The sequence below is a fragment of the Gracilinema caldarium genome (assembly GCF_029265695.1).
GTDB lineage: Bacteria > Spirochaetota > Spirochaetia > Treponematales > Breznakiellaceae > Gracilinema > Gracilinema caldarium_A.
On record NZ_JAJUHW010000001.1, the window covers coordinates 194,164 to 207,547 of the forward strand.

At 44.7% G+C, this 13,384-nt stretch carries 11 protein-coding genes; 6 read left to right on the forward strand and 5 right to left on the reverse strand.

Annotated features, from left to right (window positions below):
* The first annotated feature begins 42 nt into the window (after nt 1-42).
* From Q7P68_RS00835 to Q7P68_RS00855, 5 genes are read left to right on the forward strand one after another with little or no spacing between them, the layout of a single operon-like run.
* Nucleotides 43-645, forward strand: coding sequence for a phosphoribosyltransferase (locus tag Q7P68_RS00835; protein ID WP_304221607.1), 603 nt, complete (start codon nt 43-45; stop codon nt 643-645).
* A gap of 8 nt (nt 646-653) precedes the next feature.
* On the forward strand, nt 654-3,401 hold the full coding sequence (locus Q7P68_RS00840) for a hypothetical protein (RefSeq protein ID WP_304221609.1): 2,748 nt from the start codon (nt 654-656) through the stop codon (nt 3,399-3,401).
* Nucleotides 3,402-3,403: 2 nt separating this feature from the next.
* Nucleotides 3,404-5,053: a hypothetical protein gene (locus Q7P68_RS00845; protein WP_304221611.1), complete on the forward strand. Its 1,650-nt coding sequence runs from the start codon at nt 3,404-3,406 to the stop codon at nt 5,051-5,053.
* A gap of 5 nt (nt 5,054-5,058) precedes the next feature.
* Nucleotides 5,059-6,120, forward strand: coding sequence for a hypothetical protein (locus Q7P68_RS00850; protein WP_304221613.1), 1,062 nt, complete (start codon nt 5,059-5,061; stop codon nt 6,118-6,120).
* Nucleotides 6,120-6,713 carry a ribonuclease HII gene (locus Q7P68_RS00855; RefSeq protein ID WP_304221615.1) on the forward strand — a complete coding sequence of 198 codons (594 nt, stop codon included), beginning with the start codon at nt 6,120-6,122 and terminating at the stop codon, nt 6,711-6,713. The genes Q7P68_RS00850 and Q7P68_RS00855 overlap by 1 nt, the downstream gene beginning before the upstream one ends.
* Nucleotides 6,714-6,759: 46 nt before the next feature.
* Here Q7P68_RS00855 and Q7P68_RS00860 read toward each other — a convergent pair whose 3' ends face one another.
* The gene (locus Q7P68_RS00860) at nt 6,760-7,179 is read right to left on the reverse strand and encodes a DUF3276 family protein (RefSeq protein ID WP_304221616.1); all 420 of its coding nucleotides are present in this window, start codon (nt 7,177-7,179) and stop codon (nt 6,760-6,762) included.
* A gap of 12 nt (nt 7,180-7,191) precedes the next feature.
* Nucleotides 7,192-9,138, reverse strand: coding sequence for a phosphatidylglycerol lysyltransferase (locus Q7P68_RS00865; protein WP_304221618.1), 1,947 nt, complete (start codon nt 9,136-9,138; stop codon nt 7,192-7,194).
* A 160-nt stretch (nt 9,139-9,298) separates the two neighbouring features.
* Here Q7P68_RS00865 and mnmA point away from each other — a divergent pair, with 160 nt between their 5' ends.
* Nucleotides 9,299-10,495: a tRNA 2-thiouridine(34) synthase MnmA gene (mnmA, locus tag Q7P68_RS00870; RefSeq protein WP_304221620.1), complete on the forward strand. Its 1,197-nt coding sequence runs from the start codon at nt 9,299-9,301 to the stop codon at nt 10,493-10,495.
* On the opposite strand, the gene Q7P68_RS00875 is transcribed toward mnmA, so the two are convergent.
* The 3 genes from Q7P68_RS00875 to Q7P68_RS00885 are packed head-to-tail and all read right to left on the reverse strand — an operon-like array spanning nt 10,464 to nt 13,340.
* Nucleotides 10,464-11,366, reverse strand: coding sequence for a class I SAM-dependent methyltransferase (locus Q7P68_RS00875; protein ID WP_304221622.1), 903 nt, complete (start codon nt 11,364-11,366; stop codon nt 10,464-10,466). The genes mnmA and Q7P68_RS00875 overlap by 32 nt on opposite strands.
* A gap of 9 nt (nt 11,367-11,375) precedes the next feature.
* The gene (locus Q7P68_RS00880; RefSeq protein ID WP_304221624.1) at nt 11,376-12,251 is read right to left on the reverse strand and encodes a M23 family metallopeptidase; all 876 of its coding nucleotides are present in this window, start codon (nt 12,249-12,251) and stop codon (nt 11,376-11,378) included.
* 9 nt (nt 12,252-12,260) lie between these two features.
* A complete protein-coding gene (locus Q7P68_RS00885) occupies nt 12,261-13,340 on the reverse strand; it encodes a hypothetical protein (protein WP_304221626.1) in 1,080 nt (359 codons plus the stop codon).
* Nucleotides 13,341-13,384 lie beyond the last annotated feature (44 nt).

The following is a 13,384-nucleotide window of genomic DNA, read 5'->3' on the forward strand; positions in this document are numbered from 1 at the left end:
GGGATGCTTTCAAAAAGTTTTGTTTTACGCTACATTTAATCCATGAAGAAAGAATTTTTACCCTACGATCTGGTTCGCAACAATGCGCTTAAGCTAGCCCATCGAATTCATGAAGATGGCTTTGTGCCCGATGTTATTTATGTCTCCCTTCGCGGCGGGGCATATCTTGGAAACGTAATCAGCGAATATTTTAAAATTGTTCGCTCAGAAGGCCGTCCGGTATATTACGCGGCGGTCGTTGCCCGTTCATATACGGATATCCGTAAGCAGGAGCGGGTCATGGTAGACGGCTGGACCTACGCTCCCGAATACCTGCGGACCGGTGACAAGGTTCTCCTGGTTGATGATATTTTTGATTCTGGAAGAACTATCAACAGGCTTGCAGAAATTATTTTAGAAAAGGGTATCCCGCGGAAGGATTTGAAAGTTGCGGTCCATGATTATAAATATTTTACCGACAAGGAAAATCAGCTTCCCATTCAGCCAGACTACTGGTGCCGCAAACATGAAATGAGCGTTCATGACGAGGACCGGTGGATCCATTATATGAGCCATGAGCTGGTCGGATTGACCAGGGCTGAACTGGAAGAACATTACTATAAACAGGATCCAGAATTGCGGAAGGTACTGGATGCGATAAAATAGGAAAGTATATGGGGCATAGATCGATACCCTTCTGGACTAGCCTTATTCTCATTTTGCTCCCCCTTGGGGTGCAATCTCAGCCTGCAGGGCTGCTTACTAATGCGGCGAGCAAATCTTACAAAGGGGACCAGCGGTTTTGGTTCTCCGTGCCAGAGGAAGATCGGCTTGTAGTCAATTTGGACGGCAAGGAAATTTTCCGGGGTATTGGTTCTGCCTCAGTGTTGCTTTCTGCCCCGTCGGGGGCTGAAAAAACCTTTATCGTTGTGGCTCAACGGCGGTCTGCACCTCCTGATAACCGTGTTCTCGAAGAACAGACCTATTCTATACAGATTGATAAACAGGCACCCCAAAAACCAGCATTTTCTGCTTCCACAGATGATGGGGCTTCTTATTTAATATCAGCTTCCTGCGATGATAATGCACTGCTGGAAGGTATTTATGAAAGCAATGGAGCTTCTCGGCTTCTAAAACGTGAAGAGGGGATCACACGGTTTTCTCAACATTGTACCGCTCCCTGCTCCCTCATTTTATGGGCTGTCGATAAGGCGGGTAATTATTCCGAACCTATTACCTTTGCTGCCGAAGCTGCTGGTTTTACCATCCTTAACCCTGAGCCCGGTCTATGGGCGAATGTACAGCAATTAGTTATATCTAAAACAGGTTCCGGAGAAATCTATTGGACCGACGATGGATCCGATCCTTTTGGAACAACACATCATCTGTATGAAGCACCGGTACTGATCACAAAAAAAGGTACAGTGACCCTTCGCGTGGGCATGACATTGCCAAACGGTCTCAGATTCGAAAAAAAGATCATCTATGAAGCTTCCGATTATGATGATAGTCCTTTTACTATTCCTCAGCATGTCAATTCTGTGAAGAATCTCGAATTAAACGGAACTTATGTCTGGAAAATCGGAACAGGGCCTTGGCTCGAAAAAGATATACCAATCACACTAGTACCGGTAGCTCCTTTCAAGCGGTATATTATTTTATCCTTAAAAAAGGATGGGCTTATTTACCGATATCCTATACTGCTCGATGGGAACCCTGAAGATTCCGAAGTAGCTTCGACGGCTCAAAATAATGATAAAAAAGACCCTTTAGCTGAACAAGTCCAGACAAACATTCAGAAACCGCAAATTATCACGGCGGGTAGGCTCAGGGTCTTGTATTGGAATAGTATCGATAGCGGTGTTATCCGCTACCATTTCCAGGGAGATACTCGCTGGATAGATTATAATGGGCCGGTAGTACTGTCTCCAGAGATATCAGAAGTTGCATGGCTTTTAGATAGAGGTTTGATTCAGGAAGGCCCTGAACGCATGATGTTGGAAAGGCAATCCGCTGATATGGAGATCCAAAGCGGCCGGATCGAATATCGGCCCTTCGATCCAGTTCAGGGATCATTTGATGTGCTCGGTCTTTTTGCTGGGGATAGGCCCCCTGATTTTGCCGCTTGTGCAGGGGAAGATTTGGAATGGCGTTATATCTCTCCTGAAGGAAAAGAAATATATCGTGTGCGTACGGATTCATTGCCCCCTTCTCCGCCAATGCTTTCTGCTCCGCAAGAGGGCTTGTGGATTAGCGGCGGTGTAACTATTACGAGTTCCAGTCCGGAACATGAAGAAAATGTACAATCAGTCATCGAAGCTAGCTTACAAAATCCTTCTGGTACAACGGAGACAAAAAGAGCCGTTGGTACACTTATTTTAGATGTCCCTCGGGAGAGTCCTGTATTGGTTCGCCTCTCGGCCTATACCGTCGATGCTTCGGGAAATAAAAGTTCTTCAATAACAAGAAGTTTTACCATCGATTCCAATTCGGTGTATGTCAGCAGCAAAGGTCTCCCCTCTGGAGACGGCAGCAGAAATAATCCAGTTGATTCTCTACAAAAAGCCATAGAATTGGCAAAAACGTTGAACAGGTCTTCTATTAGAATAGAGGGTTCCATAGTCATTGATACGCCCCTATCTCTTACCTCGGGAATAAGTCTGGAAAGTTTGCCAGGCAGTTCTATTGGAGGAGAATTGAGAGTCCAGAGAAAGGGGCAACTTCTTCTTCCATCAGGAACTGCAAGCATAAGGTCTTTAAGTATCATAGCGACCAGCATGGAAGCAAGTCCACTTATATCAGTCCAAGGCAGCAAATTAGTTTTGGATACGGTTCGAATTTCTGTTAAAGGTACGGACATCAGGGCGATTTTTGCTCAACAAGGAACTCTTACTTTAGAAAACTGCCTTATTAATCTTGAATCAAGCAATATGGCAACTGGTATTCGTATTCAGGAAAGTGCTTTGCGCTTTGGAAATACGACGATCAATGTTTCAGCTCAAAAATATGGTAATGCGGTGGATGCTTCTGGCAGTACTTATATTCAGGAAGACAGCTCGGTAAACGTAAAAGCCCGTGATGGGACTGTGTTTCAGTTTACTAATATGCAACAAGCCCTTGTTAGTCGATCAAAGATTTCTTTGACCGCCGACTTTGCTGCCCAGACTTGTATATCCAGCGGCACCGTACCTATCTTTAAGGACTCGGTGCTTAATTTTAAAGGAAACGCTCAAGGATCTGTTGTATTTAATTTGGGGAGACTGGATTCTATTTCGCAAGACACAAAAAATACCATTACTGGTAATTATTTTATTGGTTTTGCCGCGGTGCTTCATAACGCTTCAAAAGGTTTCGATCTGCAAGCTTTTAATCGTACTTTTGCATCTACTAATAGTCCTAATTTTATTGCTGAGGATCTCTAGAAATGTCAATTAAGAATGCTCTTTATGTAAGCATTTTCTGCTTTGTCGTGGTTACAATAATCTTATCTCCTGAACGACTTATTGCAGAGCAGCTCTTATCTCAAAATCTTGCAAAAAGCACAGGCTGGGTAAGTATATTTGTTAAAAAAGACCAGGATGCAATCCGAAGTATAGTGGCAGAGCTTGATAAAATAAGAAGTGCCATGATGCAGGACACCAAAACCGTAGCAGAGGCTCTTGTTACCTACAGAAATAAAATACGTCTACTTGAATCACTATTAGATCGATATCGCTCCGATGAATCTGCTTTTATGAAAGCCGAACAATGGTTAGAGCTGCCGGTTCTAACTGTTTCAGAGGCTGAAAAAGAATTATCCCGTTTAAGACTTTTATATTTAACAGAAGCGAGATCCTATGCAGATTATCAATATGGACACAGGACCACAAAAGAATTGCTTACCTACAGTAAGCAAGAAGAACTTCTGCTTAAAAATGGAAAAGCTCTTGCAGATTTCTTAGCTTCCCGCATTACAAAAAGCGGAAAGTCTTCTCTTAAACCTATGGCGCTCTCCCTTGCAAGCAGGTTGATGTTACACCCTGACTGCCCGGCTTTCATATCTGAGCTTACAGTAAGTGCCGAACAATTGCCACCATCTCAATATCGACAATGGATCCTTATATTAGCGAGGGGGAGTCCATCGGCACTGACCACATCGGCAATCAAAGGACTAGCCGACAGTGCTGAGGGTAAAAATTTTGAAAAATTACTCACCCTATTTAATGCCACTTATCAAAAGAAAAAACAAATTCGTGAACTGATACCCACGGGGATTGTTTTATCCTGGTATACGGATCGTTTAGCAGGATTTGCCAGTACAGAAGGGAATGTCCCAGCACTAAATACTGTGTTCCTGCAAAGTTTATTTTCCGATAAGATCGCAGAATATGCAAATGCCTGTGGGCAAGACCAGTTGTTATCTGGAGCTCTGCTAGAAATTCTTACCCAAAGCTGGGTTTATGCTACCCGGCCTGAATTGTGGGTTGCTGCCTTATGGCCCTTCGGCAATATTGCCCCTGATTCAATAAGAATCGCCCTGCAAAAAATCGTACAAGAATCAGAGGTGGTAAATGATAAAAACGATATATCATGGAGTACAGTAGTCAGCGCAGAATCCTATGCGGTTAAACTGCAAAAGCCTCAGGAACTCTCAGGTATGCTGCCTATTGTTTCAGAGTTTATGCTTAAAAGCGACGCCTTTGCGGTTTTCCTTGAAAGTAATCGTTATGAACAGGATCGGAGTCTATTGTTCCAAAGGCTCACAAAAGCCTTCTATGAAGCTCCCACTGTAGCTTCGCTGGCAGCCCTGCCGTTTAACCAGGTTTTTTTGCTATTGCAATCACAATCGATGAGCCTACTGCAACCAGAAATCCTCGGATTATTGATAGCTAAAAATCAAAGGGTTACAAAGGAACAGCATCCTTGGCTTGCTACCTATGTATCAAAACTTAGCCGTGCAAATGGAATTCCTGAAAAACTACTTATAAACAATAATCTGTATGGGCAAGAAACAATATGTATGAATTATATTCATGCGGGCAGCAGCTGTTTTAGGCTTGTATTTTATGTAAACCAGCTGGAATCTCAGGAATAATTTATATGAAACGACTGTTATGTATAGGGGTATCAATTCTGCTTATTTCCGCTTGTAGCAAAGGTGCTCATGAGGCTCAACAGCCTGATGCTTTGCCTCCTTCGGCTGTCAAGGAAGAACAAGTAGCACGACCTACATTCAAAGATAAGACTGATCCTTCATGGAATTCCTATTCTATTGCCTTGCCTACCGCCGCAATTAGATTAAGTGAACTATCAAGGGCATTTCAATCGGATGGGGCGCTTTCCGTTAAGTCCGCTGTCGGAAACAGGGCTTTTATGTCCACCTATCGATACTCAGTCGAGGGATCAAAAAAAATAATAGCAAGGTCCCTTGATGAATCAATGATAACTGAAAAAGTATTACCCGATCCAGCCCAGCTCCCCGTTGGCGACCCTAAGGCTATCTGGACCGCTCCTTTTACCATAACTGCAGGTCCCTACCTTTGCACTAATGCGGTTATTCTAGCCACATCAGAACCGGCTATTGTAATTCTTGAACCTGAAACGCTTGTTCCGATCAAATCTTTTCCAATATCTCATTTAATAATTTCATTTATGAAGTTTAACCCAGAAACATATGAACTATATGCAATTCATGGGGACCTCAGCACCGGAACGTACCATTTTGGCGATACAGAAACGGTACGATCCGATACGGTACAGCTTCTTGTGGGTCCTGAAGAAAATGCACTGCGAAAAATACAGGATAAAACGGGAAAACTGCTTTCTTCATCTACCCCTATACAATTTGGTCGCACACAAATTTTTCCTATCGTTTCAGAAGTAGAAACTACTGCAGCGAACCTGTTTAGAATTGCTGTCGAAGAAGATGGACCCTATCGGATTTATCTTGATGGACTTGGCAATATTCCATTTCTGTTTATTCTCTTTGATAAGGATGGTGAAAGCATCTTTTCTAATATTGAGTATGCGGTGGAAAAAGTGATGGAGTATCCTCTAGAAAAATCTAAAGTTTACTATCTTGCAGTCTCCCTCTTTGCTGGAAATTCTGAAGGACAAAATACGGTGAAGGGGCCGGTACAATTGGTGATCAAAAAAAAATAATGCGCTGCGGTCTTGATGAAGCGGGTAGGGGGCCCCTGGCTGGCCCTGTCTGTGCGGCAGCGGTTGTGTTGCCCCAGGATTTTCCTATAGAAGTGCTTGGGGATAGTAAAAAACTTTCTCTGGCTCAGCGGGAAAAGGCCCGTATCATTATTTACGAAGAGGCTATTGCCTGGGGAATTGGCTGGGCCTCCGCGGCGGAGATCGATAAAATTAATATTTTACAAGCCAGTCTCCTTGCCATGGAACGGGCCTTTTATGCCATGCTTTCCTATGCAGCATCGTTGAATCGATCGCTTGATATTTCTGAAGCGGTGGCAGACGGCTTATATACCCCCCACATCCCAGTCCCTTGCTCTGCCCTTGTAAAGGCTGACGGGTCCGTACCTGAAGTAATGGCCGCATCTATTCTTGCTAAAACAGCCAGGGACCGGATGATGGAGCGTTACGGCTGGATATACCCTGAATATGGCTTTGAACAGCATAAGGGGTATCCAACCAAACTGCACCGGTCCCGGATTCTGCAGTATGGGCCTTCTCCAATACAACGGTTTAGTTTCAGTATCGGTCCGGAACAGGCCCTGTTTGATTTTTAAGTTAATTCCAAAACGCGAAGCGTAGTGACCGACATTTAATATTGGATCAATTTTCTTTATTGTCCTTTTTATAGGTTCGTATCACCGGTTTTTTTGCATTTTTAGCAGAAGCCCCTTTGTGACGAACCGAAGAGCCCTCGGAATAAGACGACCCAGCGGAGTGCTTTTTAACTACCTTTTTGGGGATTTCCTTTTCGATAGTAGTCTTTTTTTCAAAATCTGTTCGTTTTTTATCCTTGTAGGCCTTTTCGAGAACCTTAAGTGAGCCATCAAAGCCCTTAAGAAATTCCTGCAGATCCTCCGCAAAAAGTACAATAGACTGCCGTTCAAAACCACCGGTTTCTTTGTTTTTGCTTTCCACGATATTGAGATATAAATCTCCCATCCGGTTTTCTTTTACGTTAAAGAAATAAGTCCTGTTTTGCAGACTTACTTTGGTGGAGAACAATTCCCCTCTAATTCCCATACAATATATCTCCTATTTACTGTTATCTGCCATTTCTACCATTCGTCGCAACCATCCCAGGAGGTCCCGCTCCATCCTGCTGTCCTGGCCCGATACATCTGCCATAATTCGAAACACCGGTTCGGTGCCCGAACCGCGCATCCAGATATAGGCTATTTCAAGATTCTGATGATTCCTAAAAAGAATTTTAAGGCCGCCCTTTCCGGCTTCTCTAAAGTGTTGAATATTTCTTTTTTCTTCCATTCCGTTATAGGCCAGGGCTTCCCACTCTACAATTCCATAACGGCTGGCCAATTCTTCTTTTCGCTGCTCCCATTCCCTGAGGAAGACGGACTGGAACCGTTCTTTAAGCAATCCATGATCGCTTGTTTCTATTTTTAGTATCGCATCACTTACATAGGCACTGGTGGTGACAAAACTTGGCAGGGTACCGATTATAGTTGAAAGGGTAAAATCATCCCGGTAAGCTTCAGCCTGGCCTGATAACTCGCACCATATTTCAAAGAGTCCCATGGTATCCTTATGGCTGCGGATAGTGAGCAGTTTAAGCATGGACCCAATGGTGTCGATGGGGTCCCGGACCGAAGATGGATGGGTAATGTTTCCCCCCGCAGCCCCTTCTCCCAAAATGCGCACCTTGTATCCCTGTTCGCGTAAACGACGGGCAAGGCCTACGACGTTTGCTTCACCGACTTCCGCCCGGAAAACAGACACATCAAAGGCCTGGGCGATTCTATCGATTCTCATTGAGGTAGGATCGTTTATAGCCACCGCTACCTTATCGATGGCATTCCCCTTTTTATCGTACCGAAGTTCTCCCGTAAATACCATGTGGGATAATTCGGCAACACAGCAGAGGGCAAATACTTCCTGAGCTTCGAGACTGCGGCCCGATTTTAGTTTTTCGTCCCAAATGACTAAATTGCCCCTATCTCCATCACAATCAGGTACATAACCCAAAACAAATATTTCATTTTTATCGTGTAAGGCTTCCAATGCCTGTCTGCAAGGTTCTAGAGATTCTCCTTCGGGAACAATGCGATGAGCGATTTCCCGTGGTTTTGCATTCATGGTTTCTACTGTACAGCCAAGGGACTGAAGAAAATAGGTATCGATACTGGTTGTACGGGCCGAACCATTAAAATCAATCAGTATGCCAAGGCCATTCTGTTTTGTGGTTTCCCTGATAAATGAATAGACCCGGTCTTGCATATCCGGATCAGCACTACCGGTAATAACTTCATGGGTAAATAAAAGGTATGCAGCGAAGGCTTCTCGTTTTACGAGGCCGCTGTTTTCATATGTCGCCGCAACTTTGGTTTTAGGGAGGCATCTCAGAAGACTCTTTATAGTTTCAAGGTTGTCCTTATCATGTATAGCTTTTTGGAAATGTTCTATGAGCAGCTTTGCTTCCGAAGCAGGCAAGACCCCTCCGTCATTGAGGCCGAATTTAATACCATTATGACCAATAGGATTGTGGCTTGCGGATATATATACAAAACCATCAATGTGTTCTTTTGAATTTTGGGGAGCCAAGCCGCCTTTCCTGCTGTAAGCCATTAGTTCCGGAGCAGAAATAATGAACGCATAGCGGACTTCGCAACCAGCTGCGAGGAGTGTCTTGAGCATCACATCCGCAATTGCCGTTCCGGTGGGCCGTGAATCCTGCCCCATAAGAATTACGGGCTTTGAATTGCCTGATTTTGATTTGATATATTCAGCAAATACGTTTGCCGCGGTGGCTGCAATAACTTGATGGGCCGTACTGATGGTGCTGGCCTGATCCTCTTCGTTGCCGCTGGGGGCAAATACGGTACGCCATCCTGAGGGGGATAAAATAAACCGTTCAAGGGCGTGTTCAATTTCTGTGTGGATCTCGACTTCCGTTACGTTTTCAAAGGGGATATAGTCCGGATCACCTAATAGAAATCCCGTATCCAGGTGACGAATGGGTGCCATTCAATACTGCTCCTTCCCTAGCATACTTGCGTATAGGGAAAACAGTATACACAAAAGCTTATGCCTCGTCTATCTATATAGAACAGCCTCGGCAACTGCCTCGGCATCTGCCTCGGCAACTGCCTAGGCAAAACTCGGAATATTAATATAATAGTCAGGTATGCTGAATCTCGATTCGCTCCAAGAATTGCCTCTTCCGCCCCGGGGCTCCATAGTTGCTGTAGCCATGTCTGGCGGCGTTGACTCTTCTCTTGTGGCCCACCTCATGGCAGAACGGGGCTGTAAGGTTGTTGGGGTAACTATGAAAGTTTATGATGGTTCTATTGCCTTTCCTGAAGGCGCTGGAAATGGCTGCTATGGCCCCGATGAGGAAGAAGATGAAGCTGCCTGCCGCAGGCTGTGTGAAAAATTACAAGCAGAATATGTAGTAATTGACCTATCAAAACCCTATGGCAAAGAAGTTCTTGAATATTTTAAAAGCGAATACATGCAGGGCCGTACTCCGAATCCGTGTCTTCGCTGCAACCCGCTCATCAAATTCGGTTTACTTCCGATGGCGCTTCGGGAGCGGAGTTATCATTTTGACTATTATGTTACCGGCCATTATGCCAGGCTCCTCTCACCCTATGGTGAAGCAGAACAGGGGGTTTATCTCGCGCCGGGTTTGGACCCTTTTAAGGACCAGAGTTATTTTCTGCAGCGGGTGGGGCAGGATATTTTAAAGATAACACGGTTCCCTTTAGGAGCTCTCAGGAAAGAAGCGGTTCGCCAGCTTGCCCGGGAACGGGGGCTTGAGGTGGCGGAAAAAAAAGACAGCCAGGATTTTATTGCAAAAGAAGATTATGAAACCCTGTTTGCCCGAGATGGGCTTAAAGCGGGTAATATCGTTGATAGTCGGGGAAGGGTGCTGGGAGAACATCGGGGAATCGTACGCTATACTATCGGCCAGCGAAGAGGTGTCGGGGTAAGCACCGGAACAGAACCGCTCTATGTGGTTGCCCTCGATGCGGTAAAGAACCAGGTTGTGGTAGGCCATGAGAGGGAATTGTTTTCTAAGTCTCTTGAGGGTTCACAAAGTGTGTGGGCCCCTGGCTTTGGTAACGAACCTTTTAGAGCCCTCGCAAAAATCAGGCTTGCGTCTAAACCTGCCTGGGCCCTCGTAGAGCCCCGACCGGATGGCTCGGTACGGGTGATATTTGATGAAGCCCAACGGGCCATCGCTCCCGGACAATCCGTGGCTTTTTATATACCGTTAAAACAAAATATTGAGTTTGAATTGGCGAGCAATCGGGTTCCTCCGGATACCATTTTGGCAGGCGGCGCTGTTATTGACAGGAAGCTTTCCGACATCGCATAAGGACCACATCTCCCCAGTTGAGCCATTTTGCTAGCCGGTCTGCCATAACTTTTACGAGTGTGGGTGCGCTTCCTTTTGCAAGTCCTCCCCAGCTCACTACAGTCTCAATGGCAAATCCTGCATCAATAAGGAGCTGCGCAAGGGTTCGTTTGGAAAATAGATACAGGTGGTCAAAAATAGCGGATCTCCAACGGCTGCCAAAAAGTCTTGCCTGAAAGCCTGCGATATTGGGAGTGGTAACGAAAAAATACCCCCCCGGTTTCAGGATCCGATAAATTTCATCAACAAAAGCTTTGGGGTTGTTCACATGTTCTATCACATGGGAAGCCAAAACAATATCCACAGATGCTGTGGCGAGGTCTGCGGTTTCTATGGTTCCTGTTATAACGGGGAGCTTACGAACCTTTCGAGCATAGTCAGCCGCGGGGCTGCATAGTTCTATTCCAAGGGTATCCCAGCCCCGGTCTCTTAGTTGTTCAAGGAGCGCCCCAGTCGCACAGCCAATATCGAGTACAAGGGGAGGTTCTGCTCGATTGCCATTTTCAGGAGCCATGGTTCCGAGGAATTGCTTTTCAAGTTTAAAAAAGCCGCCATCCTCAAGACCCTTAATCTGAAGGGAAAGAAATGGTATTTCGTTATGCAGTTCATATTCTAAATAGGCCTGGCTTGAATGGCCACTATACCGATTTTCTATGGCTTCTTGCACCGGCTGAGGATTCTGTTGAACCAGGGAACAAAGATTGCAGCGAACAAACGAAAAGCCCTCACAGGTAAGGGCTGGGACAAAACTAGTAGATCCGCAGAGCGGACAGGGAACATATTTTTTTGCTTCAGCTCTGATTGGAGTGGACCAGGTTTTTATATTTTTCATGACCCTTTATCATTCAACATTAATCTGGTATGTCTGGCTCTTTTGGTTGCCCGCCGTGTCGGTCACTATTATTTCACAGAGAACCTTTCCCCGATTAAGTTGAATCTCTCCAATGAAATACGAACCGTCAGCTTGGTAAATAAGATCCGTACGCTGCCCCTTTCGAAGATTCACATGGAATTTTCCATCCCTTACAGAAATCATGTCTAGGTCAAGCTGTCCCTGCAGAGAACCATTAATAAAAAGACTAAACTGATAGGGGGCCACCTGGTAGTTTCCGAAAAGATCTGCCAGGTCATAGGCATCTACTAAAACCCTGTATAAACCCTGACGAAGCGATTTTGTCTGGCCCAGTATTATGCGCTGGCCGTCCCGTCCAACAAATATGGTCTGTCGAACCACGGGAGGCCGTGTATCTATCAGATTGATGAGTAACTGGGGGTTTACATACCCTGATGTCTTACGGTCATAGACTGAAAATTGTAATTGAGGGCCGCTCGCCCATCCGGAACTTCCCGTTTTTGCAATAGAGATTGAAGCATCTGCCACAGAGGATTGAACAGGACCTGCAAAATCTGATAGATGGCTATAAATGCCAATGAGTGCATCCTGGTGCTGAATTGCCATCCAGTTGCCCAGGGGCTGCAGATAGGTTCCCCCCTTTTTATAAGAACTGACAAACAATACTTCTCCTGCATCGGCAGGGAAAACCGAATCTTCCTTTGCAAACAATATTCCCCGTTCCGGCTGTCCCTTATCGTTCATTCCGAAATTCTTTAAGGCCTTTCCGTTCTGTATGGGCCAGTCAAAGGCCTGTATATACGGGGTTAAAGCTACAGCCGCTGCGATAAAAATAATTATTGCTCGTATTCGGTTTGTATTCATAGGTCTATCCTATTTTTCCACAATAAAGCTTGTTATAACTGAGCCGCTTCCCAATATGAGTTGGTCTGCATAACTGTATATAAAACTCTCTGGAGAGACGAACGATGAAGTAAGCAGTTTTTTATTTGGCAAACTAAGGGCAATAAGCTGTTTTTGATTCTCTGCCCCGGCCATGACAAATACCTTATTGGTTTTTTCTATAGCCTCTATAGCTTGAATAGGCTTGTCTATAGGAATTTCATACATCCGTTTTTTTAGCCCGTCAAAGACGCTGAGATTCGCTTTTCCTTCAAAGAGCACATACTGATTGTTCTGAGCAAATTTGATGATTACCTGCCGTCTATAATCGGTATTAAGGAACTGATGATGAATGACCTTGTAGGTTTGCCCTGCTTTGCCGAGTAATATAAACCGCTGTTTATCGATGCCTGATATCAATGCAATTTTACTGCTATCAGAAGCTAATGCTACCCCGAGAATAATAGACAACCTGGAACCTCCAGGCTGGAACGTATAGATGAGCTCCCCTTCGGAATTCAGGAGATACAGATTTCCGTCTAACGTACCAATAAGTATATTGCCCACATTGCACGCCAAGGCAGTGATAGGAGAGGACACACAATAATTCCAGCGAACTGTGCCAGAATCGCTTATAAAAGATATTGAGTCCTGGTCCTTACCTATTAAAAAGATTCGATCCTGTACCAAAAATGGATAGCCAGATGCATCCTTTACGAGGATAGCTGTGTGGGATGCCGGTGATTCAATAGTAATTGTATCCGGTATGGGATTGATGACCGAAACTAATTTAGGTGTAATCGATATCAAATGGTTTTGCTGGAGACTTCGTTTATCAATTAGTGCGCCATCGGGGGAAATATAGCCATACAGATTGCCCAATACAAAGGGTATGGGGGCTTCTTTTATTGTTTCAGACTGTGCGGTACGGGGACTTGTATCATCTAGATTCAATGTCCATAGGGTTTTTAGAGTGAATTCGGGGGATATCGGCTTTGCGGCTACCATTAAATATATCAAACTGGTTGCAAAGGCAGAACCAATGAATATGTATAACTTCTTTTTGACCATTTTTCCCTCTTTAAAGTTTATGGTATATAGTATTATAGTATCTG